The sequence below is a fragment of the Hallerella sp. genome, from assembly GCF_022776125.1.
Taxonomy (GTDB): domain Bacteria; phylum Fibrobacterota; class Fibrobacteria; order Fibrobacterales; family Fibrobacteraceae; genus Hallerella; species Hallerella succinigenes.
In genome coordinates, this window is sequence record NZ_JALFIA010000080.1 from 1 (window position 1) to 26,791 (window position 26,791).

The 26,791-nt window shown below is 50.8% G+C and carries 27 protein-coding genes; 14 read left to right on the plus strand and 13 right to left on the minus strand.

Annotation, left to right across the window (positions count from 1 at the left end):
* The 9 genes from MR847_RS09415 to MR847_RS09455 form a co-directional block, all read left to right on the plus strand.
* Positions 1 to 673, plus strand: a 673-nt coding sequence (locus MR847_RS09415; protein WP_287723609.1) for a glycosyl hydrolase family 8, incomplete at its 5' end; no start/stop codon positions are given.
* Between the two features lie 107 nt (positions 674 to 780).
* Positions 781 to 1,611 carry a BatD family protein gene (locus tag MR847_RS09420; protein WP_287723610.1) on the plus strand — a complete coding sequence of 277 codons (831 nt, stop codon included), beginning with the start codon at positions 781 to 783 and terminating at the stop codon, positions 1,609 to 1,611.
* Positions 1,612 to 1,618: 7 nt separating this feature from the next.
* The gene (locus tag MR847_RS09425) at positions 1,619 to 2,605 is read left to right on the plus strand and encodes an AAA family ATPase (RefSeq protein ID WP_100426751.1); all 987 of its coding nucleotides are present in this window, start codon (positions 1,619 to 1,621) and stop codon (positions 2,603 to 2,605) included.
* A 1-nt stretch (position 2,606) separates the two neighbouring features.
* Complete coding sequence (locus tag MR847_RS09430; protein ID WP_100424959.1) at positions 2,607 to 3,494, plus strand: DUF58 domain-containing protein; 888 nt, start codon at positions 2,607 to 2,609, stop codon at positions 3,492 to 3,494.
* Positions 3,494 to 4,480: a hypothetical protein gene (locus MR847_RS09435; RefSeq protein ID WP_100424958.1), complete on the plus strand. Its 987-nt coding sequence runs from the start codon at positions 3,494 to 3,496 to the stop codon at positions 4,478 to 4,480. Before MR847_RS09430 ends, MR847_RS09435 begins: the two co-directional genes overlap by 1 nt.
* A complete protein-coding gene (locus MR847_RS09440) occupies positions 4,467 to 5,561 on the plus strand; it encodes a vWA domain-containing protein (protein WP_100424957.1) in 1,095 nt (364 codons plus the stop codon). The genes MR847_RS09435 and MR847_RS09440 overlap by 14 nt, the downstream gene beginning before the upstream one ends.
* Entirely contained in the window at positions 5,558 to 6,586 is a 1,029-nt protein-coding gene (locus MR847_RS09445; RefSeq protein WP_287723611.1) for a VWA domain-containing protein, read from the plus strand. Before MR847_RS09440 ends, MR847_RS09445 begins: the two co-directional genes overlap by 4 nt.
* A 14-nt stretch (positions 6,587 to 6,600) precedes the next feature.
* The gene (locus tag MR847_RS09450) at positions 6,601 to 7,332 is read left to right on the plus strand and encodes a tetratricopeptide repeat protein (RefSeq protein ID WP_287723612.1); all 732 of its coding nucleotides are present in this window, start codon (positions 6,601 to 6,603) and stop codon (positions 7,330 to 7,332) included.
* Positions 7,332 to 7,994, plus strand: a complete 663-nt coding sequence (locus tag MR847_RS09455) for a hypothetical protein (protein ID WP_287723613.1) — start codon at positions 7,332 to 7,334, stop codon at positions 7,992 to 7,994. Before MR847_RS09450 ends, MR847_RS09455 begins: the two co-directional genes overlap by 1 nt.
* A gap of 27 nt (positions 7,995 to 8,021) precedes the next feature.
* Here MR847_RS09455 and MR847_RS09460 read toward each other — a convergent pair whose 3' ends face one another.
* The 10 genes from MR847_RS09460 to MR847_RS09505 all read right to left on the minus strand — a co-directional run bounded on the left by MR847_RS09460 (position 8,022) and on the right by MR847_RS09505 (position 14,912).
* Positions 8,022 to 8,717, minus strand: coding sequence for a hypothetical protein (locus MR847_RS09460; protein WP_287723614.1), 696 nt, complete (start codon positions 8,715 to 8,717; stop codon positions 8,022 to 8,024).
* Positions 8,718 to 8,735: 18 nt separating this feature from the next.
* Entirely contained in the window at positions 8,736 to 9,752 is a 1,017-nt protein-coding gene (gene nadA / locus MR847_RS09465) for a quinolinate synthase NadA (RefSeq protein ID WP_106519761.1), read from the minus strand.
* A gap of 114 nt (positions 9,753 to 9,866) precedes the next feature.
* Entirely contained in the window at positions 9,867 to 10,553 is a 687-nt protein-coding gene (locus MR847_RS09470) for a metallophosphoesterase (protein ID WP_287723615.1), read from the minus strand.
* Between the two features lie 3 nt (positions 10,554 to 10,556).
* Positions 10,557 to 11,276 carry a pseudouridine synthase gene (locus MR847_RS09475; protein ID WP_100424951.1) on the minus strand — a complete coding sequence of 240 codons (720 nt, stop codon included), beginning with the start codon at positions 11,274 to 11,276 and terminating at the stop codon, positions 10,557 to 10,559.
* Positions 11,263 to 12,246, minus strand: coding sequence for a Ppx/GppA phosphatase family protein (locus tag MR847_RS09480; RefSeq protein WP_287723616.1), 984 nt, complete (start codon positions 12,244 to 12,246; stop codon positions 11,263 to 11,265). The genes MR847_RS09475 and MR847_RS09480 overlap by 14 nt, the downstream gene beginning before the upstream one ends.
* Positions 12,239 to 12,556, minus strand: a complete 318-nt coding sequence (locus MR847_RS09485) for a hypothetical protein (protein WP_106519762.1) — start codon at positions 12,554 to 12,556, stop codon at positions 12,239 to 12,241. The genes MR847_RS09480 and MR847_RS09485 overlap by 8 nt, the downstream gene beginning before the upstream one ends.
* Positions 12,557 to 12,652: 96 nt before the next feature.
* Complete coding sequence (locus MR847_RS09490) at positions 12,653 to 12,955, minus strand: histone (RefSeq protein WP_106519763.1); 303 nt, start codon at positions 12,953 to 12,955, stop codon at positions 12,653 to 12,655.
* A 121-nt stretch (positions 12,956 to 13,076) separates the two neighbouring features.
* Positions 13,077 to 13,823, minus strand: coding sequence for a 3-methyl-2-oxobutanoate hydroxymethyltransferase (panB, locus tag MR847_RS09495; RefSeq protein ID WP_287723617.1), 747 nt, complete (start codon positions 13,821 to 13,823; stop codon positions 13,077 to 13,079).
* Positions 13,801 to 14,544, minus strand: a complete 744-nt coding sequence (recO, locus tag MR847_RS09500; protein WP_287723618.1) for a DNA repair protein RecO — start codon at positions 14,542 to 14,544, stop codon at positions 13,801 to 13,803. Before recO ends, panB begins: the two co-directional genes overlap by 23 nt.
* A gap of 17 nt (positions 14,545 to 14,561) precedes the next feature.
* Positions 14,562 to 14,912, minus strand: a complete 351-nt coding sequence (locus MR847_RS09505; protein ID WP_287723619.1) for a histidine triad nucleotide-binding protein — start codon at positions 14,910 to 14,912, stop codon at positions 14,562 to 14,564.
* A gap of 106 nt (positions 14,913 to 15,018) precedes the next feature.
* Between MR847_RS09505 and MR847_RS09510 the strand changes: the two genes are divergently transcribed.
* The 4 genes from MR847_RS09510 to nrdG all read left to right on the plus strand — a co-directional run bounded on the left by MR847_RS09510 (position 15,019) and on the right by nrdG (position 22,315).
* The gene (locus MR847_RS09510; protein WP_100424946.1) at positions 15,019 to 16,860 is read left to right on the plus strand and encodes an SLC13 family permease; all 1,842 of its coding nucleotides are present in this window, start codon (positions 15,019 to 15,021) and stop codon (positions 16,858 to 16,860) included.
* A 53-nt stretch (positions 16,861 to 16,913) separates the two neighbouring features.
* Complete coding sequence (locus tag MR847_RS09515; RefSeq protein ID WP_100424945.1) at positions 16,914 to 19,256, plus strand: Tex family protein; 2,343 nt, start codon at positions 16,914 to 16,916, stop codon at positions 19,254 to 19,256.
* 270 nt (positions 19,257 to 19,526) lie between these two features.
* Positions 19,527 to 21,782, plus strand: coding sequence for an anaerobic ribonucleoside-triphosphate reductase (nrdD, locus tag MR847_RS09520; RefSeq protein WP_353846854.1), 2,256 nt, complete (start codon positions 19,527 to 19,529; stop codon positions 21,780 to 21,782).
* 11 nt (positions 21,783 to 21,793) lie between these two features.
* Complete coding sequence (gene nrdG, locus MR847_RS09525) at positions 21,794 to 22,315, plus strand: anaerobic ribonucleoside-triphosphate reductase activating protein (RefSeq protein ID WP_100424944.1); 522 nt, start codon at positions 21,794 to 21,796, stop codon at positions 22,313 to 22,315.
* A 19-nt stretch (positions 22,316 to 22,334) separates the two neighbouring features.
* Here the strand turns inward: nrdG and MR847_RS09530 are convergent, their stop codons facing one another.
* Positions 22,335 to 23,450 carry an acyltransferase family protein gene (locus MR847_RS09530; protein ID WP_287723621.1) on the minus strand — a complete coding sequence of 372 codons (1,116 nt, stop codon included), beginning with the start codon at positions 23,448 to 23,450 and terminating at the stop codon, positions 22,335 to 22,337.
* Positions 23,451 to 23,637: 187 nt separating this feature from the next.
* On the opposite strand from MR847_RS09530, the gene MR847_RS09535 reads away from it, so the two are divergent.
* Entirely contained in the window at positions 23,638 to 24,270 is a 633-nt protein-coding gene (locus MR847_RS09535; protein WP_277002777.1) for a hypothetical protein, read from the plus strand.
* Here MR847_RS09535 and lnt read toward each other — a convergent pair.
* Both lnt and rsmI read right to left on the minus strand, forming a co-directional pair.
* Entirely contained in the window at positions 24,233 to 26,101 is a 1,869-nt protein-coding gene (gene lnt, locus MR847_RS09540; protein WP_287723622.1) for an apolipoprotein N-acyltransferase, read from the minus strand. The genes MR847_RS09535 and lnt overlap by 38 nt on opposite strands.
* Entirely contained in the window at positions 26,098 to 26,784 is a 687-nt protein-coding gene (rsmI, locus tag MR847_RS09545) for a 16S rRNA (cytidine(1402)-2'-O)-methyltransferase (protein ID WP_100424941.1), read from the minus strand. Before rsmI ends, lnt begins: the two co-directional genes overlap by 4 nt.
* Positions 26,785 to 26,791: the final 7 nt, after the last annotated feature.

Genomic DNA, 26,791 nt, shown 5'->3' on the forward strand with positions numbered 1-26,791 from the left:
AGTCAATACCTCGAATAACCTCCTCTATTCGGGTGACACGCCGACCTGGAAGGCTGCCGCGAATCCGTCTTACAACTTGAGCTACTTCTCTCCGGTGGCACTTCGCTTGTTCGCCGTGGTGGATAAAAATCATGACTGGAAATCTGTGCTCGATGCTCAGTATGCCTACATGAAGAAGGTGCAGGACGCTGGTACGGGTGTGTTTCCGGACTGGAGCGATGGCGAAGGCAATGCGATCAACCCGCCGAACAACAGTGCAAAGACTACGTACTGGACCTTCAACAAGGAATCTGTGCGTATTCCGTGGCGTATCGCTTGGGATTACTACTGGTTCTCGGATGAACGCGCTGCAGAAGTGCTGAACACCTTGAACAAGTTCATCATGGAAAAGTCGAACAACGATCCGGCTTCAATCCCGGCGGTGAACTATTCTTGGAATTTGAGCGTCGGAGCCGATATCCAAGGCCAGGCGGTCCCTGTGCACTGGCAGGCTGCCTGGTGCGCAACCGGTATGGCTGGCAATTCTGCGGAATGGCTGAATTCTTGCACGACTTTGTTGAACGGAACGTCCATGCAGACATCTGCTTCGAGCTACTTCCCGAATATTCTTCAGATGATGTACAGTCAGCTGTTGAACGGTTACTACACGAAGCCGAGCAATATGGGAATCTAATCCTTCTTGCTTGAAATTGAAAAATCGCCCGACTTGTGCCGGGCGATTTTTTACTTTCCCGTGAACTTTTTGTGACGTTTTGAAAATAAGCCTTTATTATATTCCAAATGATGAATGAAGAAGTTTTAGAACAAAGTTCTGCAAGTGTTGAAGGTTCGGCTGCTGTGGAACCTGCGCAGATTAAAGTTTCTGTCCATGCGGATGCGCTTCCCGAAACAATCGTTAAAGGCGATACTTTTGAATACCGGGTGAATGTGACCTGGGAAGCTTCGGCGGGGCGGAACGCTCTGCTGGTGGTGCCGACGAGTTCTGCCAATACCAAGGGCGTGACGCAGATCGGGTTGCGAGAAGAACATTCCCAAGTGGTGCATAACGGAAAGTCCGTTTCGAATACGCAGTTCGTGTACAAGCTTTTGGCGGACGATTCGGGGAACGTTTCGATTCCGGCATTGCATTTTCAGATTCCTTCGGCGGAAGGGGCTGTGGAAGTTCAGACGGATATCGTCTCGTTCCGCATTGAAGAGCCTTCGGACACCGTTCAGTTTTTGATTCTGGGCGTGTGCGTGTTTGGAATCGTTCTCGGAGGGCTGTTGGCCGTTCTGCAAAAAAAGAGAAGCTCTGAAGCGAAGAAAAAGGCGGTAAAACAGGAAGACGCAGAACTTGCCGAAGAATTCTTGCTTTTGAAGAAGAGAATCGCCAAGGCGGATAGCCGCGCTTGGTTGCTCGATTTGGAAAAAATTTGTAAATCATGGGCTATGACGCGGTATGGTAGCGATAATCTGGAGGAACTTGCCAAGGCAGGGACCTTGGAAGGTTTTGATTCCCTGCTAGAGGAATTTGCCCATGCTCGTTATGGAGGCGGAGAACGCGACGCTTTCCAAAATAAGGAAACCTGGAAAACCGCAGCAAAACTGTTAAACATTGAAGAAGACGAATGAGGTCAAGATGACAAACGTACAAGAATTGACGGAAAAGATTAAGGATCAGGGCTATTTTTGCACAGATCTTTTGCGTGAAGTAGAAGGGACCGTGATCGGTCAAAAGGACATGGTGAAGAGCATTCTCACCGGTATTTTTGCCGACGGTCATATTCTTTTGGAAGGCCTTCCGGGACTTGCGAAGACGACTGCGGTTTCCGCTTTTGCAAGTGCGGTTTCTCTCGACTTTAAGCGTATTCAGTTTACCCCGGATCTTCTCCCGGCGGACTTGCTCGGTACGACGATTTACAACGCGAAGGAATCTCGTTTTGAAACCCGCAAGGGACCTCTCTTTACGAACCTCGTTCTTGCCGATGAAATCAACCGTGCTCCGTCCAAGGTGCAGAGCGCCCTTCTCGAAGCGATGCAGGAACGCATGATTACGATCGGCGACGAAACGTACAAGCTCGACGAACCGTTCCTTGTTCTTGCGACGCAGAACCCGATTGAACAGGAAGGTACGTATCCGTTGCCGGAAGCTCAGGTGGATCGTTTCTTGTTAAAGGTGAAGGTCGGTTATCCGGGCAAGGATGACGAAATGAAGATCCTTGAAGCGGTGAGCGGAACGGGCTTAAAGATTCCGAGTGCCGTGGCGAACAAGGAAGACATTTTGAAGGCGCGTTCCTTGGTGAAGGAAATCTACGTGGATGAACGCATTCGCGAATATATTGTGAACCTTGTTCTTGCGACGCGCGATCCGGCAAGCATCAAGAAAGCGGAATTGACGAGCTTTATTTCGGTCGGCGGTTCTCCGCGTGCTTCGATTGGCCTTGCAAAGGCGGCGAAGGCGCACGCGTTCATCGAAGGCCGCGGTTACGTGACGCCGGAAGATGTGAAGGCTGTGGCGATGGAAGTTCTCCGTCATCGCATCATTTTGAGCTATGAAGCGGAAGCGGAAGAAGTTTCTGCGGAACTCGTTGTCCAGAAGATCTTGGATTCTGTCGAAGTGCCATAATATGCTTTCGAAGGATATTCTCAAAACGGTGAACCGCATCGAACTTTCGGTGCGGGGATCTCTCGACTCGATGATGGCTGGCGCGTATCACAGCTCGTTCAAGGGCAATGGCGTCGAATTCAGCGAAGTCCGCGAGTACGTGCCGGGAGATGACGTTCGCTCGATCGATTGGAACGTAACGGCTCGTATGGGGACTCCTTACATCAAGAAGTTCGTGGAAGAACGTGAACTGACCTTGATGCTGATGGTGGATGCGAGTTCCAGTTCGGAATTCGGTTCGGGAAAGGAAATGAAGGGTGAAGCCATGGCGGCCATCACCGCGCTTCTCTCGTTTGCCGCCGTGCGGACGGGCGACAAGGTTGGACTTTTGATTTTTACGGATCAGGTGGAGCTTTTTATTCCGCCTGCGAAAGGGCGCAAGCACGTTTTGCGTTTGATCCGAGAAATCCTGTACTTTAAGCCGGAACATCACGGGACGAATCTACAGAATGCGCTCGAATATGTGGGCGGCGTACTGAATCGTCGTTCGATGATCGTGGTGATGTCGGACTTTCAGGATTCGGGATTCGACAAAGCTTTTAAGATCCTTTGCAAGCGTCACGACATGCTGGCGGTTTCGGTGATGGACCCGCGTGAAATGGAACTGCCGCCGGTGGGACTCGTGGAATTCGAAGATCCGGAAACCGGTGAGACGATGCTTGTGGATACGGGTGATGCTGCCTTCCGTGAAGCCTTTGCGCACGAGGCGAAAAAGGCCCAGAAAGCGACCCGGAGCCTTTTCCAGAAAATGAACGTGGACTATGTGCTGTGCCAGGTTCAGGATGAATTCCGCGACACGGTGAATCCGCTCGTGGAACATTTTAGAATGTTGCAGAGACGTCGGAGTTAATGATGTTTGAATTTCGATTTTTGACAAGGAAGCTTGCGCTGATTATCGGTGCAATCTCTGTAGCTTCCGCATTTGCATTCAACCTGTCGGTGAAATCTTCGACGACTGCTTCACAGATTTTTGTGGGCGATCGTTTCGATTATGAAATCGATGTGAACGCTCCGGAAAGCGCTTATGTGGATTTACCGAGCTTTGTGGGAAATCTCGGAAGCTTTGAAGTCAAGGACATGCAGCATGAAGAAATTCCGATTGCGGGAGTGAAAGGCCAAAAGAAGTTCGTTTGGCGGGCAACGCTCAATACGTTTGTCGCAGGTGATTTTTTGATTGCGCCGCAAGAGGTGCGAGCGGTTCTGGGTGCCGATACCGTGGTGACGAAAACGGATCCGGTGGCGGTGAAGGTTGTGACGCGGACAGACGGTTCGGAAGAAGATATTTTGGATGTGGAAGAACCTTTGGACGACTCGAGGCTCCCTGCATGGCTTTCGGGACTTTTGATTGTTCTCGGAGCGATCCTTTTGGTGGTACTCGGCTGGTTCTTGCACAAAAAGTTCCGCAAGAATAAGGAAGCTCCGAGACTTCCGCCGTATGAAGAAGCCTTTCTCGCATTGAAGGAACTGCGTGAAAAGCAGCTTCTTGCCATGGGAAATCAGGCGGATTACTATACGGCTTTGAGCTTTATTATGCGTCGCTATGTGGAACGTAGGTTCCTCGGCGAACATCCGTCGGAAGGAATTCTCGACGCGACACTTTCGCAGTTGAAGTCTCGTGTTTCGCAGATCGCGGGCCTTGCCGAAGCGTACAAGCAGTCCTTGGTGAAACTCGAAGAAGAAACTTACCCGGTGAAGTTTGCCAAGATGAAAATCGGCGACGACCGCGGTGTCTTTTGGGAAGATTGGGCGAGTCGCCTTTTAGAAGATACGAAGCCTGTCCCGGAAGAAGAAAAGAACAAGAACGGTAAGAAGGGCGGTGCAAATGGATCTCGCTAATTTGCATTTTCAAAATCCCGAAGCGTTCTTTTTGCTTTTGCTCGGGCCCCTGTTGATTTTGGACTGGTGGTGGCACGCGCATAAACGAAAAAGTACGATCAAGTTCCCGGCGCTCGCTATTGCCAAAAAGGCGGCGAAGGGCTCTAAAGTGCGTGCCCGCTACATTGTCCCAGCGCTTCGCATGGCTGCGCTTTGCTGCTTTGTCGTGGCTCTCGCTCGTCCGCAGAATGCGACAGAAGTCGAATACACTTCGACGGATGGCGTGGACATTATGCTCGCCTTGGACGTTTCCGGTTCCATGGGCACTCTCGATATGCTGACCCGTACGGATCAGGCAAAGCTCGGGGTGATGAATGCGGAAAAGGTTTTGAAGAGCGGTCGCTTTTGGGACTATTCCCGTTTGGGCTATGCGAAAAACGTGATGGCTGAATTTGTGCAAAAGCGTGAAAGCGACCGCATAGGACTTTCTGTTTTTGCGGGAAACTCTTACACGCTCGTGCCGTTGACTTTGGATTACGGTGCACTGCTTGAAATTTTGCAGGCGGTGGACGATTCCTCGGCTTCGGGCAACGGCACCGCAATTGGTGACGGCTTGATGAATTCCTTGGCGCGTTTAGAAAAGTCCGATGCGAAGTCGAAGGTCGTGGTGCTTTTGACGGACGGCATTGACAATGCGAGCCTTGTTCCGCCTCTCCATGCGGCGGAAGTGGCAAAGGCGCTTGGAGTCAAGGTTTATACGATTGGCGTCGGCAAAAAGAGCGGAACGTTCCTCGCGTTCCAGCAGAACCCTTGGACGGGTGAAATCTCGTGGGGGGAACAGCCGATTCCTGCCGAAAACAGCTTGGATGAAAAAACGTTGAGTCAAATCGCCTCCAGTACGGGCGGACGTTTTTACCGTGCAGAAAGCAAGGACGATTTGGAAAAAATCTATTCCGAAATCGATGGACTCGAAAAGACCGAAATTCAAACGATCGCCTATGCGCGTTACCAGGAAAAGTTTTATCCGTGGCTCCTTGTGGGTGCACTCTTGATTTTGCTTGAACTTGTGCTCGCGAATACGCGGTTTGTGAGGATTCCATGAGATTTGCAGAACCGAATTTTTTGTGGGCTCTCTTTACGCTCCCGCTTTTTTTGTTGCTCTTTATTTATGCGTACCATCGGCGGAAAAAGCTCGCTTCGCGCTTTGCGTCCATATCGATGCTCCCGAAGATTGCGACTTCGCTTTCTCCGTGGCGACGTGCGATCAAGACGAGCCTATTGCTCCTCGGTCTTGCGTTTTTGATTTTGGCGCTTGCCCGTCCGCAGTGGGGCCGTCAGATGGAACATATTGAACGCAAGGGCCTTGACGTTTTGCTGCTCCAGGATATTTCCCTTTCGATGCTTGCGGAAGATGTCAAGCCGAATCGTTTGGTGCGTTCCCGTCATGAAATTTCTGCATTCCTCGATACGCTTTCGGGCGACCGTGTGGGCCTTGTGGCTTTTTCGGGTGAAGCGCAGACCTTAGTGCCGCTCACTTTGGACTACGGCACGGTGCAGTTGATTTTGCGCGACTTGGAACCGGGTTGGCTTTTGCCGGGAACGGATCTTGCCGCGGCAATCGATAAAGGCTTGCAGATGTTCCGTCGTTCCAAGGTGCCGTCTAAGTACGCTGTGATGGTGCTGATGGGCGATGGCGAAGAACAAGATGCCAAGGCGGTGGAAAAGGCGAAGGAAGCGGCAGAAGCGGGCATTCGCATTTACACGGTCGGCATCGGTTCCAAGGAAGGTGTTCCTATTCCGGAACCTTCGAAAAATGGAGACGTCTCGTATCACAAGGATCGCTTTGGGAATATTGTGACGACCCATTTGGAAGAAAAGACGTTGCAGGATATCGCAGGCATTACAGGTGCGCGGTATTTTTACGCAAGCCCGGGTGAATTCCAGCTGCAGAAGGTGCTCTCGGAAATTCAGAGCTTAGAAAAGCGGGACACCTCTTCGGACCAGGTGGAAAATTACAAGGACCGTTACCAAATCTTTTTGGCGATCGCGGCGCTGCTCTTTTTGGCAGAAGCGCTCCTTTCGGAACGCGGAAAAAAGCGCAAGCAGGTCGCTGGACGTTTTAGCTGATGAAGGTTGTGCAAATGAAAAGAATCTTCATTTTAATTTCGCTTTTGGCGATTGCGGCTTTCGCTCGCCCGATCAACGATGGCAATGAGCTGTTCCGCAAGGGCGACTTTGCGGAAGCGCTTCAAAAGTACATGGAAGCGCGAAAGGATGAACCTGCGAATCCATTGCTCTTTTACAACATCGGAACGTGCCAGTACAAGCTCGGCAATTACGAAGAAGCGCAGAAGGAACTCGAAAGCGCTTCTCGCATGCCGGACTCTTCGATCGCTTCAAAGGCCGCTTTCAATTTGGCAAACACGTTCTACCGCATCGGAGAAAAGTCTTCGGAACCGTCGGAACGCATTGCAAAATGGCGTGAAGCGGTTGGCTACTTAAAAAAAGCGATCGATCTCGATCCGAATTTTGAAAATGCGAAGCGCAATGTGGAAATTGTGCAACGCAAGCTCAAAGAAGAAATTGACAAGCAGAAAGAACAGAATCAGCAGAACGAAAATCAGGATCAAAAGCAGCCCGAACTTTCGGAAAATGCAAAACAGATTCTTGCCAGGGCCCTGCAAATGTGCAAGGACGGTGAATACACGCCTGCCAAGAATTTGCTCGAAAATACGATGACCTCGGACTCTACCGCTTCGAGCTTTGGCCCGTACATTCAACGTATTGAAGACGTAATTGACATTAAGGCAGGACGTGCTCCCAAGAGTAAAATCGATCAGTCCAATGCCGATAACGATTTGGGGGTGATCTAGTGAAAAAGTTTACCCTGTTCCTTTCCGTTGTGGCTGCTTCCACATGCGCCTTTGCGGCAAAAGCCCCGAAGAGTGCTGCCCAGTATTATTCGGACGCGGCTTTCCAGTACATTCAAAACCGTTTGCCGACGGCAGAAATCACCTGCAAGGAAGGTCTTTCGTATTACCCGGATGATGCCAAACTGCAAATGCTTCAGGATCGTATCGAAGAATCCAAGGATGAGCAGCAAAAGCAGAATCAGCAGAACAATCCGAATAACGAAAATCAGAACCAGGATCAAAACCAGGACAAGAATCAAAACGAGCAGAATCAGCAAAATCAGGATCAACAGAATCAGGATCAACAGAATCAGGACGAGAATCAAAACGGTTCGAGCGATTCCCAAGGTGCAAATTCTAGCGACTCGCAGTCCAGCCATTCTCAGTCAAGCAATTCAGACTCCAGTCATTCGCAGGGTGGTAACGGAGAATCCAGCAATTCAAACGAGCAGGAAAAGTCGGAACAACCGCAAGGCGGAAATGAAAATCCGGAAACCGTGCCTCCGGGACAGATGACTCCAGAGCAAGCTTCCCAGTTGCTCAAAGACTTTGATGCGGAACATGGAGAACGCAAACCGTGGAAACCGGTGCGCGGTCAGGCTCGCCCCGAAAAGGATTGGTAAGGAGCTGGTCTTTTAAGAGGTCGAATCTTAGAATTCGAGGAACACTCGGGCGCTCACTTCAATCATGTGGTGCCAGAGCGTTTCGGAAAGGCTGCAGTAGCCGGCCGATTCGGTGCTTAAGCTGCGGATGAACGTGGGGCGGTAACGCAAAGCGACATCCATGCCGAACGGGCGAATCTTGTAACGCATATTTGCCGAAACGGCAAAAGAGTTTGTAGCAAAGACGGCCGCTTCGCGGTATTCGCCGTCATACTTGTCAAAGCCAATAGCTGCTCCGTGGACGGAGTAACGGGCAAAGGCGTAACCGAGGCCCGGGCCAATCATAAAGTCTTCCGGCCAGAAGAAGTAGTAGCGGTATTCCACGCCGAGGCGCCAGTAGTTCGCATCGTCTTCGGTGAAGTAATCCGTATCTTCGCCGTATCGGACGTCAGGCTGCCAAATGCCGAAATGGACGGCAATCGTGTGTTGGTTAAAGTTTACACCCGCTTCGATGTTCGGCAATGGGAAAGATCCGATGTGGGGAAGGTAAACGACGTCATCGGTGTCATCGCCGTTGGCTTCGATAGCTCCGTCACCGTTCAAGTCACCGCCCAAGGAGAAGAGCGCATCCACGCCGAGGGAAATGAAGTAGCTTCGGTGCCAAATGACTTTTCCGCGGTAACCGGCAAAACTTGTACCGGTCACAATCAACAAAAGAATCAGAAGCTTCGAAAGGAATCTCATCGGACCTCCGTTGCAAGATTACATCGCTGCGTAGCGGAACATTTCGTCAATGCAGTGCTTGGCGCGGGCTGCTACGTCGGCGGAGAGTTCCACCTTGGAAGCCTTTTCTGGGTGACGCAGAGATTCAAGAATGTTTTCGAGCGAATTCGACTTCATGTACTTGCACATGCTGCAACTGCCGATGAACTGCTTGTTCGGGAATTCATAATGCATGCGAGCGTTCAAGCCGCATTCCGTGAGAAGCAGGAACGGGGTGCCTTCCGGCTGGTCCTTGATGTACTTGACCATCTGACCGGTACTGCCGACGTAATCGCTCAAAAGGGCGACGCCCGGATGGCATTCCGGATGGCTCACCACGCGGAGCCCTGGATTCTGGCTTCGAAAGAAACTGATGAGTTCCGGATCGTACTTTTCATGCACATAGCAGCAACCGGAGAACAGAACGATTTCCTTGTGGATGCCGTTCTTTTCAAGAGCTTCCTGAAGGTTTGCCCCCATCAAACGGTCCGGGACAAAGATGATCTTGTCGTTTGGAAGGTTTGCGATGATTTTGTAAACGTTGGAGCTCGTGACGCAGACATCGCATTCCGCTTTCACATCAGCGGTCGTGTTGATGTAGCAGGCGACCGTATAACCCGGATATTTTGCACGGAGCTTTTTCACGTCTTCGCCGGTAATGCTGTCGGCGAGGCTGCAACCGGAAAGCGGACCCGGAATGATCACTTCTTTCGTCGGATTCAAAATCTTTGCCGTTTCGCCCATGAAGCGGACCGCGGCAAAAATAATCATGTCGGCTTGGACCTTGGTAGCGTCCTGGCTCAGCTTGAAACTATCACCGTCGTAGTCGGCAACACCGAGGACGATTTCCGGTGCCACGTAACTGTGGGCGAGAATCACCGCGTTGCGTTCTTTTTTGAGTTCGTTGATTTCGTTGATAATCGGAATCAATTTTTCGCAGTATTCCATGGTGTAGTTGCAAAGAACGGCACCCGGCTGAATGCTCTTGAGACGATTGAAAAGTTCTTGCGCTGTCATAGTGCGACACAATTTAGAAATTGACGCTTAAAAAGCAAAGGATTTAAACGATGGTTCCTTGGCTTTTGGAAAAAACATTTGGCTCTGCGTCACGATTTTGAGCCAATTTGAAACTCAGGCGTTCGTAGGTACGCGTTTCTTCTTTTTGATCGGGCTGTACGGCCGTGCCGCGGGAACAGAATAGAACTTTCGTTCTTCAAGGCAGTAGGCGGAAAGGTATTTCCCGTAGACGCAGCCGGAATCGAGTCCGATGAATCCTGGAATGTTATCGACGAGTCCCTTGGCAGCCCAATGTCCGAAAATGACGGTTTTGGGCCAGGTTACACATTCAAACCAAGCGGGATCCTCGGGGTTGTTCAGGTCTTCGCCTTTGCCGTCCCAGGTGCGCACGGAAAGCAGCACGTTAGGATCCATGTCTTCGATCTTTGCCTTTCCTGGTTCAATGCCTGCGTGGACGAGTAACGCTTGAGGCGTGTCAATCCAGAGGGGCCAATTTTTAACAATGGATGCAAGCCAGAATGGATCGCCGAGAATTTCTGCGGAGCGCTTTTGTTTTTCGGTCCATTCGTTTTCGGGAATCTTTACAAAATTCAAAAGCCAGGCTTCGTGATTTCCCATGACGTACTGGAACGGATTGGCGAGAAGTTCCTGTACGACTTTTATGGAATCGGGACCTTTATTGATCAGGTCGCCGGTAAAATAAATGGAGTCATCGCCCGGCGTGTAATGGACGACGTCGAGCATTTTCATCATTTCATCGTAGCAACCGTGAATGTCTCCGATAAAAATGCTGCGTTTCATTGGTTAATCCTCAACCGCTTCGCGAAGGATTTTTTCTTCCGCGGAAGAGAGTTCTCGGAATTCGCCGGTCGGCAGGTTTCCAAGCCCAATGCCCGCATAAGTTACACGCTTCAAGTCGCGGATCGTATAACCGACCTGTTCGAGCATGCGACGGATTTCACGGTTCTTGCCTTCGCAAAGAACCATTTCAAAGAATCCCTGGTCAAAGAAAATTTCTTCGGCGTGGGCGGATTCCATCACACCCTTTTCATTTTCCCCGATTTCGACACCATCGACGAGTTTCTGGGCGTCGGCATGGGAAAGCGGGCGAGTCGTCCAAACATAATAGCTGCGGGGAACTTCAAACTTCGGATGCGTGAGTTTGTATAGCAGATCGCCGTCGTCGGTAAACAAAAGAAGTCCACGGCTCTGCAAGTCCAAACGTCCAATATACTTCATCGAGCGGTATTCCGCCGGGAGGTAATCGTAGACGGTTGTGCGACCCTGCGGATCGCTTGCAGAACAAACGCAACCTGCGGGTTTGTGGAACATCAGAATTGAAGTCCTTTTAGGCGGGCGCACGCGTTTGCCGTCAACGCGGACATCGTCCTTGTGCTCATCGACTTCTCGGCCGAGTCCTTCCAAGACGTCTCCGTTGACGGTTACACGGCCTTGACGAATCAGATCGTCGGAAGCACGGCGGCTTGCGACACCGCACAGCGAAAGAAATTTATTGATTCGCATCTTCAGAATCCTTTTTCTTTTGCAACCAAGGTGGGAGCTTGCGTTCCTTCTTTTCTTCGACGTTTTTTTCTCCCGGTTTAGGCGGGTAAAGAAGCCCAAAGCGGAGACCCGCCGTGCTGATGCGGAAGCTTTCCGCGTGCAAACGGGCGAGCAGGCTGCGCAGCCAATACAGGCCGCAGATGATGACGTCGGAACGACCTTTTTCAAGGCCCGGCATGCTCGCGCGGAGTTCCTTCGACACGTTGGAAATTTTTGTAATCGTTTTTTCGAGCTGATCGAGATTCAGCTCCAAGCCTTCGATTGACTTGAAGTCAAATTCCGGCAGGTTCAAAAATACCATGGCGAGGGCTGTACCCGTTCCGCCGACAAGGTAAATCTGCTTTTTGGAATACGGGCGCAAAGGATTTCCCTTGAGGATTTCCTTTTCCCACTTTTTGTATTCCGGACCTGGAATCGCACCCATTTGCTTAAAAAGGTAAAGCGCGCCGACCGGAACCGAAACCGCTTTCTTTCCGTCGGAAACTTCGGTCGAGCCTCCGCCGATATCCAAAGTCACAATGCCTTCGCCGTGCCATTCTTCGACGGCGCGGAACGTGTAGGCGGCTTCTTCTTCGCCAGAAATAATCTGCGGCTTGGTCCAAAGCGCTTTTTCGACCGCAGCGATAATCTCATCTCCATTTTCCGCCTTGCGGGCGGCTTCGGTCATGGCGCAGGCTTTGATTTCTGCACCCAGGGCGTGTGCCGTTGCGCGGAAGTTCGAAAGGATCTTCGAAAGTTCTTCCAGGCGTTCTGCGGAAACGTTTCCGGTATTGTAAACGTCTTCGCCAAGGCGGCAAACTTCCACCTTTTGAATTTTGGGTTGGAGCGTTTCTTTGCCATTTGCATCGGTTTCAAAATCAGCAATCAAAAGAATTGTCGAATGGCTGCCGATGTCGACCGAGGCGGGGAGCGTTTTAACCAGTTTAGCCATTTTCTGCGAGAAGACCGTTGCGGATGCGGTTTGCAATTTTTTCGGGATCGGTAAAGAACTGCTTGGCAAGAGGAATCGCCTGTTCGACGAGCTCCGGGGAATACTTTTGCATCCAGCCGGCGACAATTTTGCCCGTGGCACTGCCGAGTTCCTGACCGGTCTTGATTTCAAGAGCCATTTTCAGGGCGAGATAGAGTCCGAGTTCAAAGGCGCTGGGCGTTTCTTTGCCTTCGAGAAGCTTTTCCACGCGGGTGGCCTTTTCTTCGAGGCTGAGAGATTCAATTTCTTTCAAGTCTTTTTCGGAAATCATACCCAAAATTTAGAAAATCGGTGTATGAATGCAAAAAGACCCAGCTGAAGCCAGGTCTTTTTGTTGATTTTTTTAGCAAAGAGAGAAAACTAAAAATTACTTCTTCTTCGCCACTTTCTTAGCCGGGGCGGCCTTCTTGACGACAGCCTTCTTCGGAGCGGCCTTCTTAGCCGGGGCGGCCTTCTTGGCGACAGCCTTCTTCGGAGCAGCCTTCTTAGCCGGGGCGGCCTTCTTGGCGACAGCCTTCTTCGGAGCGGCCTTCTTAGCCGGGGCGGCCTTCTTGGCGACAGCCTTCTTCGGAGCAGCCTTCTTAGCCGGGGCGGCTTTCTTGGCGACAGCCTTCTTCGGAGCAGCCTTCTTCACTTCGGCTTTTTTTACAGTTTTCTTTGCGTTTGCCATATTTTTTTGTTCCTCTTTTGGATTTGTTGATAACTATGACAATAAAATAACTTGATTTTCACAAAATATCAACATTTATTTTAAAAAATTTTTTGCCAACTTGGCAATCGGAAATAACACTCTATAGCGCCTCGGTGTGAACAAAGGAAACATAATCTTCGATCCCTTTTTTGGCGATGTCAAAGATGTTGCAATACTTTGTTGCAAATGGAGGAATCTTTCCGTTGTTGATGCCAAGTGCATCGTGCAAAACGGTGACGTGACCATCGGTGTGCGGACCGCCGCCAATACCGATGGTTATTAGGCTCACGGCTTGGGTGAGCTTTTCGCCAAGGATATCTGGAATGTGTTCTAGCACGCATTCGTAAGCGCCGAGCTCATCGATCGCGGTGATTTCTTTTAAAAGTCTTTCCGCTTCTTCTTCGGTCTTGCCGACTTGCTTCATGCTGACTGCGGTTTGCGGCAAAAGTCCAAGGTGTGCACAGACAGGAATGCCGTTCTGGATGAGCGTTTCAATCGCGTCGGGCATAAAGCCTTCGAGCTTTACAGAGCTTGCGCCGACGTCCATGAATCTTTTCGCATTCTCCAGAGCCGATTTCGGATCGTCATAGCTCTTGAAGGGCATATCGGCGATGACGTGCGTGTTCGGAGCGCCACGGCAAACGGCTGCGGTAAAGACGAGCATTTCGGTCATGCCGATGGATTGCGTGCTTTTGTACCCGAGCATGGTATTGGCGAGACTGTCACCGACGAGAATCTGGTCGATGCCGGCGGCTTCCGCGATTTTGGCAAAGCCAAAGTCGTAAGTGGTAATCTGGGCTATCTTCTGTTTTCCTTTACGTTCTTTAATCTGTTGTGCTGAAAGCATAACCACGAACCTCCTGTAACCAACGGTAAGATTTGATTTCCCGGTTTTCGCCGAGATGTGTTTTGAGATACTTGAAAAACTCCCCTTCGAGGGCTCGCGGGTCGTGAAGCGGCATTCGAGCGGTCAAACGGGCGATATCGCTTAAAAACTCAGGGGAATAGTGCGGCAAAAAGAAGCCGAGGCAGTCTTTGCAAAGCGCCCCGCCCGATTCAAAAAGGAAATCGGCGGGATTCCCCGAGATGGAATTTCCGCAGCGAATGCAATCGTCGACGGAAAGCGCATACCCCGCGCAATCGGCAATGTGCCACATCCAACGGGCAAGCGCGTCTTGCGGACAGTTTCCCCTGTCGAGCACTTGCAAAGCCTTTTCCGTGTAACGGAACTCAAGTTCCTGCGAAAGTCCGGTCGGCAGGTAGCGCAAAAGAATTTCCGCCATGACTTCCGCCATCGCGGTCTTTTCCAGGTCTTTGCGCAGATTCGGGAACCAGTCGATCAGGGTTGCCTCCCGGATAAAGTGCAAATCGCTCTTTCCGGAATCATGGAAGACGATTTCGCTTTCGGCAAGCGGATCGAGGGAGCTTTTGAATGGATTCTTGTGGCTCTTTGCGCTCTTGACCAAAAAGGATTGGACTCCAAAATCAAAACAAAAGCCCTTCACGATCAACGAGGAATCGCTGTAGGGCATTCGATGGAGAACGATGACTTTGGTCTGTTTGAGCAAAACGGTATCAGAGAAGCTTATTTTACGCCGAAACCGTCGTCGAGACGCTTTCCGCCGAGAATGTGGCAGTGGATGTGCCAAACGGTCTGTCCGGCGTCACCCTTGCAGTTAAACACAAAACGGGCTCCGCCTTCGCCGAGGCCCTGCAACTTCGCAATTTCCTGGGCGCGGTAAAGAAGACGGCCCATCAGCGGGGCGTCCGCTTCTTCCATATCCATAAGGCTCGTGATGTGCTTTTTCGGGACGACGAGCGTGTGGATGGGCGCCTGCGGGTTCAAATCCTTGAAGGCGAAGAATTCATCGTCTTCGTAGATTTTGGTAGAAGGGATTTCGCCTTTGATAATTTTGCAAAAGATGCAGTCAGACATAAACATTCCTATTCGGGGTGAATTTTACATTTTTGAATTCAAAACTAATATTTCGGCAGGGGTTCTGCAAATTGCCTCCGTTTGAATTTGCTAATTTTGTGGCTGTATGTTTTCTCTCGTTGTTACACTGCTTGTATTGGCAGTTTCGATGTTTTTCTTTGTACAGGGGAAGATTCGCTCGGATATCGTTGCGCTCTGTTCCCTTGTGATTTTGATGGTTTTTGACGTAGTGACGGTCGATGAAGCGCTCGAAGGCTTTTCGAATCCGATCGTCTTGATGATCCTTGGGCTTTTTGTCGTCGGCGGTGCGATTTTTAGAACGGGTCTTGCTCGTGTCGCTGGCCAGAAGATTGTGAAGATCGCGGGCGACAAGGAGAGCGTTTTGTTTGTCGTGATTATGCTCGTGACGGGCTTTATCGGAGCTTTTGTGGGGAATACGGGAACGGCTGCGCTGATGCTCCCGATTGTGATGAGCGTGGCGGCGGGCGCAAAGTCCGGCCCGAAGCGATTTTTGATGCCGATGGCCTTTGCTTGCAGTATCGGCGGTATGCTGACCTTGATCGGTACGCCTCCGAACATGGTGATCAACGAGGCTTTGATCAAGGCGGGATATCCGAGCTTAAAGCTCTTTTCGTTTACGCCGATAGGTATCGTGGTGCTATTGCTCATTATTTTTGCGCTTCTCCCGGCTTCGCATTTGCTTTGCAAAAAGACGGAAGAAAAGAAGTCCAATAAACGCAAAAACAAGTCCTTGAACGAGCTTGCCGAAGAATACCGTCTTTCGCGCAACGTGACCCGCGTTCGTGTCCGTTACGATTCTCCGCTGATCGGGCGTTCTTTTGCGGAACTCAAGCTTCCGACCCATTACAATTTGACGGTCATCGAGGTGGACCATCCTTCCCGAGGAAAGTTCTTTGGCGAAGGTCGCCAGGAACTCGCCGGCCCGACAAGCGTCGCCTATGGGGACGACATCCTTTATATGATGGGTGACATCGAAGACGTGAAACGCTTTTCCAAGGAGATGAGCGCTCCGATCCTTTCGGAAAAGGAAGCGGAAAGGGAATCTTTCCATTTTCGCAACTGGGGCATTGCCGAAGTGCTCGTGATGCCGGATTCTTCCTTTATCAACCGCAATGTGATGGAGACGAATCTGCGTGCGCAGTACGGGGTGAACCTGCTTGGCATCCAGCGCAACGGGGAATATATCATCCATGGGCTTACGGAAAAGAACCTGGAATCCCGCGACACGCTTCTTGTGCAGGGAACCTGGGAGAATATTCGCAAGCTTTCTTCGTCGAATACGGAATGGATTGTCCTTGGGGAACCCTTGGAATCGGCTGCTGCGGTTCCGCTCGACCACAAGATGCCGTTTGCGGCGGCGATTCTCGTTTTGATGGTCATTTTGATGGTGACGAACGCGGTGTCTTCGGTGGCGGCGGTGCTGATCGCTGCGCTGCTCATGGTTTTGACGGGCTGCTTCCGCAATGTGGAGGACGCTTACAAGTCGATCAACTGGGAAAGTACCGTGCTGATTGCGGCGATGCTCCCGATGTCGACAGCTCTTGAAAAAACGGGCGTCTCGGGCATCATTGCGAATGCCTTGGTGGAATATCTGGGGACGATCGGGCCTTATGCTCTGCTCGCCGGTATCTATTATACAACGTCCATTGTTACAATCTTTATCAGCAATACGGCGACGGCGGTCCTTTTGACCCCGATTGCGATGAGTGCGGCCGCGGGTCTCGGTGTGAGCCCGTATCCGTTCCTGTTTGCGGTGACGGTTTCGGCCAGTTGCTGCTTTATTTCGCCATTTTCCACCCCTCCGAACGCTTTGGTCATGAATGCTGGCCGCTATACTTTCAACGATTATCTGAAAATCGGCGGTCCTTTGCAGTTCGGAATGGGTTTTATCATGACCTTTGTGCTACCTTTGTTTTTCCCGTTTTAACCGGAAAAGATGTTAAATTGTCCCCGTGACTAAACATTTGAGGAATAGGAACTATGAATTTTTCGCAAGTCATCTCCCAAGAACTGAACTTAGAAGAATGGCGTGTGGCCAAAGCCTTGGAATTGATGGACCAGGGCGGTACGATTCCGTTTATTGCGCGTTACCGCAAGGACCAGACGGGAACGTTGAATGAAATCGAACTCCGTGACATCCAGCACCGCCGTGAATATTTGCAAGAAGTTGAAGACCGTAAGTCGACTATTTTGAAGTCCATCGAAGAACAGGGCAAGCTGACTCCGGAACTTAAGGCAAAGATCGAATCCTGCAAGGAAAAGACCCTTCTCGAAGACCTTTACGCTCCGTACAAGCCGAAAAAGCGTACCCGTGCGACGATTGCGAAGGAATGCGGTCTCGAACCGCTCGCTCGTATCATCATGGCTCAGGAAGAAACCTCCAACACGCCGGAAGAAATCGGCCGGATTTACCTCTCCGAAGAAAAGGGCCTTGCCGATCCGAAGGCGGCAATCGCTGGCGCCTGTGACATTCTCGCTGAAGAACTCGCTGACAACGCGACCTGCCGTCAGTATCTGCGTGCGCAGATCGAAAAGGAAGGCGTCATGACGTCGAAGGTCCGCAAGGAATTCGAAAAGCAGGAAACCAAGTTCAAGAACTACTACGACTTCTCCGAACCGGTTTCGAAGATTCCGAGCCACCGTATGCTTGCCCTTCGCCGTGGCGAAAAGGAAAAGGTTCTCCGTCTTTCCGTGGAAATGCCGGATGAAGCTCTTGTCGGCTACCTGCAGCGCCAGGTGATCAAGGGCGACAGCATCTGGAAACCGTATTTGGAAGAAATGTGCAAGGACGCTTGGGATCGTTTGCTCAAGACGAGCCTCGAAAGCGAAGTCCGCCTGATCTTGAAGGACAAGGCAGAAGAAGAAGCGTTCAAGGTGTTCAGCAAGAACCTTCAGGACGTTCTTCTCGCTCCGCCGGCCGGTCACCACGCCGTTCTCGCCCTCGACCCGGGCTTCCGTACCGGTTGTAAGGTGGCTGTTCTCGATAAGAACGGTAAGTTTATCGATCACGGCGTCATCTTCCCGCACGAACCGCAGAAGCGCGTCGCCGAAGCGGGCGATTATATCGCCGCTCTCGCTGAAAAGTACGAAGTGGACTTGATCGCAATCGGTAACGGCACTGCTAGCCGTGAAACGGACGCTTTTGTCGCCGCCATGAGCCACAAGTTCAAGGGAAAAAAGCCGGCCCGTGTGATCGTTTCCGAAGCAGGCGCTTCTGTGTATTCCGCAAGTCCGCTCGCTATTCAGGAATTCCCGAATGAAGACGTGACGACCCGTGGCGCGATTTCTATCGGCCGCCGTCTGCAGGATCCGCTCGCCGAACTCGTGAAGGTCGATCCGCAGTCGATCGGCGTTGGACAGTACCAGCACGATGTGAACCAGCGTGAACTCAAGAAGCGCCTCGACGAAGTCGTCGAAAGCTGCGTGAACATGGTCGGCGTGGATTTGAACAGTGCAAGTGCACCGCTTTTGACCCATGTGGCAGGTGTTTCGGCAACGCTTGCTGAAAATGTGGTGAAGTACCGCGAACAGAACGGTGCTTTCAAGAGCCGCCAGGACGTTTTGAAGGTGAAGGGCTTTGGGCCGAAGGCTTTTGAACAGTCGGCAGGCTTCCTCCGCATCCCGGGCGCCGAAAACCCGCTCGATTGCAGCGCCGTTCACCCGGAAAACTATGAACTCGTCGAACGTATGGCTGCTAAGGCCGGCGTCGCCGTGAAGGATCTCGTGGGTAACGCAAGCGCCATCAAGTCGCTTTCCCCGGATGAATTCCTTTCGGATACGGTCGGTAAGCATACCCTCGAAGACATTTTCTCCGAACTCGAAAAGCCGTCCCGCGACCCGCGTAAGGAATTCCGTTATGCAAAGTTCGATGATTCGATCAAGAGCATCAACGATCTCGTGACGGGCAGCTGGATGGAAGGCGTCGTGACGAACGTGGCAAACTTTGGCGCATTCGTCGATATCGGCGTTCACCAGGACGGCCTGGTGCATGTCTCTGAAATCAGCGATAAGTTCGTGGAAGACGCAAAGACCGTTCTTACGGTCGGCGATGTAGTGAAGGTGCGCGTCCTCGGCGTGGATGCAGGCCAGAAACGCATTTCCCTTTCGATGAAGCCCGAACAGGTCGATGGCGTCGCCGGTGCGGGACGAGCTCCGCGCAATGCGCGTGGCGGTCAGCGTCGTGAAGGCGGTATCCGTCCGCATGCGACCCTCGCCGATTTGAAGGCTCGTCTCGGCGGTGCAAACGCCTCTCAGGGCAAGGGAAATGCCCAACCGCAGAGCAAGCTTTCCTCGATGCTGAAAAAGTTCAAGAAGGGCCTGTAAACCGGGTGTGATAAGACTCACAAAAGCTCGGCTTTGGCCGAGCTTTTTTCATATCCAAAATGGCGAATTTGAAGCGATTTTGAAGGACCGACGAGGGTCTACAAGTTCACGACGAAAGCTCCGAAAGCGGACCAGGAGGGGCGGTCCGATTTTGGTATATTTGGGTGCAAGACTACAGAAAAAAAGAAACATAAATTTTCGAAGAGGTGAAAAACGATGGCGATTTACGATGAATCCCTCGATGGTAACATGGACATTGAAGCTCCTCAGATTTACATCATGAAGCGTTCTGGGGAACGTGTCATTTTTGATGGTGAAAAGATTGCAAACGCGATTCGTAAGGCGAATAAGGAAGAAGGTATTCTCTCGGATAAATTAACCGAAGAACAGATCGCTGCGATTGTAAACGGTATCGAACGCGATGCCCGCAACGCAAGTCGCGACCTTTCCGTGGAAGAAATCCAGGACAAGGTGGAAAACTCCTTGATGGCGACGGGCAAGTTCAACGTGGCGCGTCTCTACATCACCTACCGTTACAAGCACAACGAACTTCGTAAGATGAGCAACATCGACCAGAAGATTTCGGGCATTGTCGAACGGGATAACGAAGAAGTCAAGCAGGAAAACTCGAACAAGAACCCGACCGTTCTCTCTGTGCAGCGTGACTACATGGCAGGCGAATGGAGCCGTTATTACACGAATCGTTACCTGCTCTCCGACGACATCGTGGCGGCTCACAAGGATGGCCTCATCCACTTCCACGACGCAGACTACTTTGCCCAGCACATGCACAACTGTTGCCTTGTGAACTTGGGCGACATGCTTGACAACGGCACGTGCATCAGCGGAACGCATATCGATACGCCGAGAAGTTTCAACACGGCTTGTACCGTGGCTTCCCAGATCGTGGCGCAGGTTGCTTCGAGTCAGTATGGTGGACAGACGATTACGATGTCCCACCTTGCTCGCTATGTGGACATCAGCCGTCAGAAGATTTCCAAGCGTCTGAAGGCGGAATTCGCCGAAGCAGGCGTCGATGTCGATGAAGAAAAACTCAAGAAGATTGTGGAAGACGAAGTCCGCCGTGAAGTGGAATCCGGTTGCCAGACAATCCAGTATCAGCTGATTACGCTTCAGTCGACAAATGGCCAGGCTCCGTTTGTGACCGTCTTTATGTACCTTCACGAAGTTCCGGAAGGACAGATCCGTGATGACTTGGCTTTGATTATCGAAGTCATGCTCAAACAGAGAATCCTCGGCGTGAAGGACAATCGCGGCTTTTACATCACCCCGGCCTTCCCGAAGCTCATCTACGTGCTGCAGGACGACAACATCGAAGAAGGTTCCAAGTACTTCTACCTGACAAAGCTCGCCGCGGAATGCACTGCAAAGCGTATGGTCCCGGACTACATCTCCGAAAAGATGGCTCTTGCGATGAAGGGAGACTGCTATCCGTGTATGGGTTGCCGCTCCTTCCTCACCCCGGACCGCTTTACGGATGCGCAAAAGGGTAACCTTGGCAATGCAAAAAATTACGTCGAAGGCGTTCACAAGTATTACGGCCGTTTCAACCAGGGCGTGGTGACGATCAACCTCGTCGATGCAGCCTGCTCTTCGGGTGGTGACGAAGCCAAGTTCTGGGAAATCATGAAGGATCGTTTGAACCTTTGCCACAGAGCTCTCCGTTTGCGTCACGAACGTCTTCTCGGTACACCGTCCGATGTCGCCCCGATCCTTTGGCAGGACGGAGCATTGGCACGTCTCAAACCGGGTGAAGTAATCGACCGTCTTCTTTATGATGGCTATTCGACGATTTCTCTCGGCTACGCAGGCCTTGCCGAATGCGTGTTCTACATGAAGGGCGTTTCGCATACGAGCTCTGCCGGTGACGCTTTCGGTCTCAAGGTCATGCAGCTCTTGAACGATTCCTGTGCCCAGTGGAAGGCCGAAGAAAATATCGACTACTCTGTTTACGGAACCCCGCTCGAAAGTACCACGTACAAGTTTGCCAAGGCTCTGCAGAAACGTTTTGGCAAGATTCCGCACGTGACCGACAAGAACTACATCACGAACAGCTATCACATCCATGTGACAGAAGAAATCGATGCGTTCGCAAAGCTTTCCAAAGAAGCGGAATTCCAGAGACTTTCTCCGGGTGGCGCTATCAGCTACGTAGAAGTGCCGAATATGCAGGACAACATCCCGGCTGTTCTCGCGATTATGAAGCACATCTACGACACGATTCTTTACGCGGAACTCAATACGAAGTCCGACCTCTGCGACGTCTGCGGTTATTCGGGCGAAATTCGCGTGGTCAAGGATTCGACGGGAAAGCTCGTTTGGGAATGCCCAAACTGCGGCAACCGTGAACAGGCGAGAATGCATGTGGCACGCAGAACCTGTGGCTACATCGGCACTCAGTTCTGGAACCAGGGTCGTACAGCGGAAATCGCAGACCGTGTGCTTCACATCGGTCTCGGTGAAATTCAGGAAACAGGCTCTGTGAATCCGAACGCGTCTCATTAAGGTCGCGCCAGATGCATGTCGGTCAGATTTACAAAGTGGATTGTGCAAATGGAACGGGCATTCGTGTTTCGCTGTTTGTTTCCGGTTGCACCATCCATTGTAAAGGCTGCTTCAATGCTCAAACGTGGGACTTTAATTTTGGCGTCCCTTACGACGATAAAATCGAAAATTTCATTCTAAGCGAACTTTCGAAGAGCTACTACGAGGGCATTACCATCCTCGGCGGGGAACCTTTTGAACCGTCGAATCAAGAAACGATAGTGCAATTGATCCGTCGCATAAAAAAGGAACTTCCGAAAAAGAGCATCTGGATGTTTTCCGGCTACGTTTATGACCGCGACCTGATCGCGGGCGGAAAAAAACATACGGACGTCACCGATGAAATTTTGGATTCGATCGATGTTCTGGTGGACGGGCCTTTCATGATCGAAAAAAAGAATCTCATGCTCCGCTTCCGAGGTTCGGAAAATCAGCGGATTATCGATATGAGGGAAACCCGGAAAACGGGCGCCGTCGTATTGAGAATGGAATAGTTCAAAACGAGAAGCCTTTTCAGTGAATGGAAAGGCTTTCTTTTGCACTGATTTTTTCTTTGGAAATCAAGCGGTACAATTTGCAACGGAACAGCGGGATTGCAAGGATAACGCCTATGATGACGATTGGAATCGAAATGTAGGCAAGCTCAGGCTTGTCGAGTTCCGCTTTGAAAACGATTCGAAGTACGAGTAGAATCCACCAGTGAACGGCGAGAATAATGAGGCCGTTGCGGGAAATGTTTCGAAGAATTCCTTTGGCGGTTGCAAAGCCTTTCCAAGCGGGCAAACGGTCCATCAGCAAAAACACGGAAACGAGCGATAAAATTCCAAAGCCTGAACTCGCAAGGAAGGATCCGATATTTTTTCCGAGATGGTTGTTCATGATACTGAACCACGGGCTCGCATTTTCAAAAAAGAGATAATGCCAAATAGAGACTGCAGCAACGAAAACGAGAATACAAGACTTTTGTTTTCCAAGAGCGATAATCGCATTTTTGCAAAGCGATCCGCAGGCAAAGAAAAAGAGCGTTGTACAGACCCGTTCAAATCCAAAGGGCAAGTGTACCTGGTAACGGTTCATCACCCATCCGGCGATAAGGCTTAGGACCGCGAGCAAAAAGGTTTTCCAAAAGTGTCCCCGGGTGATTTTTTGAAGCAGGTAAAATGCGACGCTTACACAAAAAAGATTGAACACAAACCAAATAGGCCCGGACCCGACCGAGGATTTTCCGACGACAAAAATCTTGAACAGGTTCCAACCGATATACTGCCATACATTTTGAATGTCGGGAACGATCCCGAGGAGCATCATCTTGGGAGAGCGTGGATAATAAAGCTCAAAGTTGTACAGCACCGGATCCAAGGCTAAGAATAAAAGCGAAAGCAGTCCATACGGCAACAGCAAAACCTTCGCCTTGTGCTTTGTATAGTTAACAAAGGTCGGAAACCGGCGCGTGCTAAAGAGGGCTCCCGAAATAAAAAAGAAGGCGGTCATGCGGAATGCGCTTGCGTGGGACAGTCCCATGTCGATGCTTGTAAAGGACTGCTCCACATGAAAAAGGCACACGAGCAGAAGCACGCAGCCTTTGAATTCATCTATCCAACCGATTCTTTCATTTGTTGCGGAAGTCATATTTTAAAGGCAAAATTTATAAAAGATCGAAATTACGAGAGAAATTGTGCAAAACGATTATTCCGAAATGGACCGTTTTGAACTCCGGATTCGGCGTTTTTATTACGTACATCACATAAAATGTTGCGTAACAGAAAAGATGATTATATCTTTTTTTCAAAGAATGATTTTAATGCGAGGATAGCTTATGTCGAATTGGACGTGGCTTTCTGGATTGGCTTCGGATTTGAACGTTTGGGAAGATGAACTTTCCGTGGTCGATTTGGACGCTGAACACACATTTATTTCTTATGCGGAGGAGGTTCCTGTTTTGCAGGATCTGTATTCGCTGTCGGCTGTGAAAAATGCAGATGTGCTTGTCGGTATCGATTTTTCGGCTTTGGTCATGTTGAAAAATTTGGTGAATCGCCCGGCGAACCAGAAGTGGATTTTGCTCGCTCCGATTCTCGACTTTTGCCATGGAGAAGACGCCTGGCCTCAAAAGCAAGTGCTCTTGATGGCAAAGGAAGTGCAGAAGATGCCAAAGGTCGCTCTGCAGGGAATACTAGATCTCTTTGGCCCTTCCGAAGAAGTCAATCAGGATCTTTGGATGGAGACCGCTTTAAAGATCAAACCGGAATCGATTGCCAAGGGCTTCGAATATTTGGCGGAAGCCAAAATAGAAGAACCGGTATCTGTGCCGAATTGCGAAGTACGCTTCGGCAAGGATGACGAGTGGGTTACCGCTCCGGCTGTCGAAGCGGCGAAATCCCTTTTGAATGGCGCCCAGGTGACTGTGCGCCCTAAGGTTGGGCACTGGCCCATGTCTTTAATCGGATAAACAGCGCCGCAAGATAGGCAAAGAAGAATCCGAGCAGTCCATACTCGACTGCATCGCCTATGTGGAAATAAAGAGTATCCCGGGAGCGGAGAGGAATGCGACGTGTGATGACGCGTTCCGTGTAAAGCTCTGTTTTTAGATCTTCATGGCCGTACTGGTCGACGAATGCGGAAATTCCGGTGTTCGTGCAACGGACAATCGGATAGCCGTTTTCGATGGCGCGGTAACGTAGCTGGTTCAAATGCTGGGCTGCGGCGGTGCTTTTCCCGAACCAGCCGTCATTCGTGATGTCTACCATCAGGCGGGAGCCGTTACGGATGGAGCGTCTGGCTTCGGCACCGTAGATTGTTTCGTAGCAAATGAACGGGCTCCAGAAATACGGTTCAAAGACCGGGCGTTCCTTGCCGGGAACAAAGTTGCCCTGCCCAACGTCCACGTAATTCAAAATCGGGAACACGTCATCGAAGGGGAGCCTTTCGCTAAACGGCACCAGGTGCGTTTTGATGTAGCGCGTGTAATTCTTTTCGTCGGGGCGGAACAGGAAACCGCTGTTGTAAAGGTTTACCGGACGTGGCGGTTTTCCTTCGCGGTCAAAGTCCAACGCTCCGATGAAGAGACTTGTCTGCGTTCCCTTGATACGGTTCTTGAGCCAAAGCTTTTCACGGCTGCGGAACCTTATAAAGTCGGGAATCGCGGTCTCCGGAAGAACGACCAGGTCCAAGTCTCCGGATTTCCAATCGACGCTGTCGTTTACAATCTGCCAAGTCTTGGACACGACGGAATCGTAGTAGGCTTTGTTCCACTTGTTCGTCTGATGAATATTCGGCTGAACAACCGCAACCTTCGGGGCTTCTGCCTCGTTTTCCATATAGAACGGAGCCGCTTCCGGTTTAGAAAGCACAAAGCTTCCGTATCCAAAGAGCAAGGCAAAAATCGCAACCGGTGCGGCAATCAAAAACTTTTTGCCTTTCACGAAGGCTTCGGCGACCGCCACATTGCTTGCGATGATGATGGCTGTGTAACCAAAAATGCCGATGATCGAAAGTGCCTGTAACAGCGGAAGTTGATTTCCCAAGGCGTACCCGAGATGGCTCCACGGAAAGCTAAAGTCTCCAATGCTCCGCGTCATTTCAAGACCCGCGTAAAAGAGCGGGAAGAGAATGAGCAGAACAGGAATGCCCTTGATTTTTACATCGCGGGCTTTCACAAAAACCGCCGCGGCGATTGTATTGTAAACGCTGAAGTAAGAAATCAAGAGAATTAGACCGATCATGATCAAAACGGCCGGTCCCACGTTCATCACGTTGTAAATCCAATAGTAATTGATGACGTTGTAAATGAAGCCCGACCAGAACGAAGCGAAAAGAGCTGTCTGCATATTGGAGCGCAGAAGCACAATGAACCACGGCACAAGAAATACGAGGGCACCCGGACCAAGAGGAAGTGGCGGAAATGCAAAGGCGTAAAGTCCCCAGCTGAGCGAACTCATCGCCAGAGCCGCTAAAGAGAATCTTTCTTTAGCGCGTTGCACATTCCAAACGGCAAAATGGAACAGTCCGTAAAGCGCCAAAGGTACAAAGACCGTGGCAAGCTGAATCAGACCGACGTGGGAACGAAGCGCGTAATCGATCGCAAGCGAAAGGAATCCGATGCCGCAGTAACTGTAAAGCATCTTTGAAAAATTCTTTCGAAAATCACGTTTGAAAATAAAGGGAAGCGCGCAGAGAAATGGAATCAGTTGAGCCTTAAAAAGGTAAATGCCTTCCATGTCCGGATCGGACATAACAAGCGCAATGTTCAGGACTGCTTGGATAAAAAGGAAAAAAATCATAACCCACCCTTACCTTGCGGATGGAACAGGAGAACGTATTCGCCCTTGGGATTGCACTTCTTGTAATGTTCCAAAAGTTCGGAAGGTGTCGCCACCAGGTGTTCTTCAAACTTTTTGGTCAGCTCGCGCATCAGGGCGATAGGCGTTTCGCCAAAGACCTGCTGGATTTCACCGATAAACTTGACCAGGTTGTGCGGGCTTGCGTAAAAGATAAGTGTCGAGTCGGCGGTTTCCTTGAGCTTTTCAAGCAAGTGCAAACGTTGGGCACTCTTTTTCGGAGAAAAGTTCTCGAAGCGGAAACGGTCGGTCGGCATGCCGCTCGAAACGAGGGCGTTGATCATGGCGCAGGCACCTGGGACGCTTCGCACATCAATGCCTTCACGCACGCATTCGCGTACCAGGTTAAATGCAGGGTCGGCGATGCCTGGAGTTCCGGCATCGCTGATAATCGCAATGTCGCCTTCGTTCTTCAGGTATTCCACGTATTTCGGTGTAACTTCTTCCTTGTTGAAGTCGTGATAGCTTTCCATCGGCGTGTGAATGTCGAAGTGGTCAAACAGAAGTCTCGAATGACGGGTGTCTTCGGCGAGCACGAGCGGCACTTCTTTTAAAATGCGCACGGCGCGGTAGGTCATGTCTTCAAGATTTCCAATCGGAGTGGCGACAACGTAAAGTGTATGCATAGTCTGA

Coding starts and splice junctions, on each gene's coding strand:
- MR847_RS09420 (WP_287723610.1), top strand. CDS start 781: ATGATGAATGAAGAAGTTTTAGAACAAAGTTCTGCAAGTGTTGAAGGT.
- MR847_RS09425 (WP_100426751.1), top strand. CDS start 1,619: ATGACAAACGTACAAGAATTGACGGAAAAGATTAAGGATCAGGGCTAT.
- MR847_RS09430 (WP_100424959.1), top strand. CDS start 2,607: ATGCTTTCGAAGGATATTCTCAAAACGGTGAACCGCATCGAACTTTCG.
- MR847_RS09435 (WP_100424958.1), top strand. CDS start 3,494: ATGATGTTTGAATTTCGATTTTTGACAAGGAAGCTTGCGCTGATTATC.
- MR847_RS09440 (WP_100424957.1), top strand. CDS start 4,467: ATGGATCTCGCTAATTTGCATTTTCAAAATCCCGAAGCGTTCTTTTTG.
- MR847_RS09445 (WP_287723611.1), top strand. CDS start 5,558: ATGAGATTTGCAGAACCGAATTTTTTGTGGGCTCTCTTTACGCTCCCG.
- MR847_RS09450 (WP_287723612.1), top strand. CDS start 6,601: ATGAAAAGAATCTTCATTTTAATTTCGCTTTTGGCGATTGCGGCTTTC.
- MR847_RS09460 (WP_287723614.1), bottom strand. CDS start 8,717: ATGAGATTCCTTTCGAAGCTTCTGATTCTTTTGTTGATTGTGACCGGT.
- nadA (WP_106519761.1), bottom strand. CDS start 9,752: ATGACAGCGCAAGAACTTTTCAATCGTCTCAAGAGCATTCAGCCGGGT.
- MR847_RS09470 (WP_287723615.1), bottom strand. CDS start 10,553: ATGAAACGCAGCATTTTTATCGGAGACATTCACGGTTGCTACGATGAA.
- MR847_RS09475 (WP_100424951.1), bottom strand. CDS start 11,276: ATGCGAATCAATAAATTTCTTTCGCTGTGCGGTGTCGCAAGCCGCCGT.
- MR847_RS09480 (WP_287723616.1), bottom strand. CDS start 12,246: ATGGCTAAACTGGTTAAAACGCTCCCCGCCTCGGTCGACATCGGCAGC.
- MR847_RS09485 (WP_106519762.1), bottom strand. CDS start 12,556: ATGATTTCCGAAAAAGACTTGAAAGAAATTGAATCTCTCAGCCTCGAA.
- MR847_RS09490 (WP_106519763.1), bottom strand. CDS start 12,955: ATGGCAAACGCAAAGAAAACTGTAAAAAAAGCCGAAGTGAAGAAGGCT.
- panB (WP_287723617.1), bottom strand. CDS start 13,823: ATGCTTTCAGCACAACAGATTAAAGAACGTAAAGGAAAACAGAAGATA.
- MR847_RS09505 (WP_287723619.1), bottom strand. CDS start 14,912: ATGTCTGACTGCATCTTTTGCAAAATTATCAAAGGCGAAATCCCTTCT.
- MR847_RS09510 (WP_100424946.1), top strand. CDS start 15,019: ATGTTTTCTCTCGTTGTTACACTGCTTGTATTGGCAGTTTCGATGTTT.
- MR847_RS09515 (WP_100424945.1), top strand. CDS start 16,914: ATGAATTTTTCGCAAGTCATCTCCCAAGAACTGAACTTAGAAGAATGG.
- nrdG (WP_100424944.1), top strand. CDS start 21,794: ATGCATGTCGGTCAGATTTACAAAGTGGATTGTGCAAATGGAACGGGC.
- MR847_RS09530 (WP_287723621.1), bottom strand. CDS start 23,450: ATGACTTCCGCAACAAATGAAAGAATCGGTTGGATAGATGAATTCAAA.
- MR847_RS09535 (WP_277002777.1), top strand. CDS start 23,638: ATGTCGAATTGGACGTGGCTTTCTGGATTGGCTTCGGATTTGAACGTT.
- lnt (WP_287723622.1), bottom strand. CDS start 26,101: ATGATTTTTTTCCTTTTTATCCAAGCAGTCCTGAACATTGCGCTTGTT.
- rsmI (WP_100424941.1), bottom strand. CDS start 26,784: ATGCATACACTTTACGTTGTCGCCACTCCGATTGGAAATCTTGAAGAC.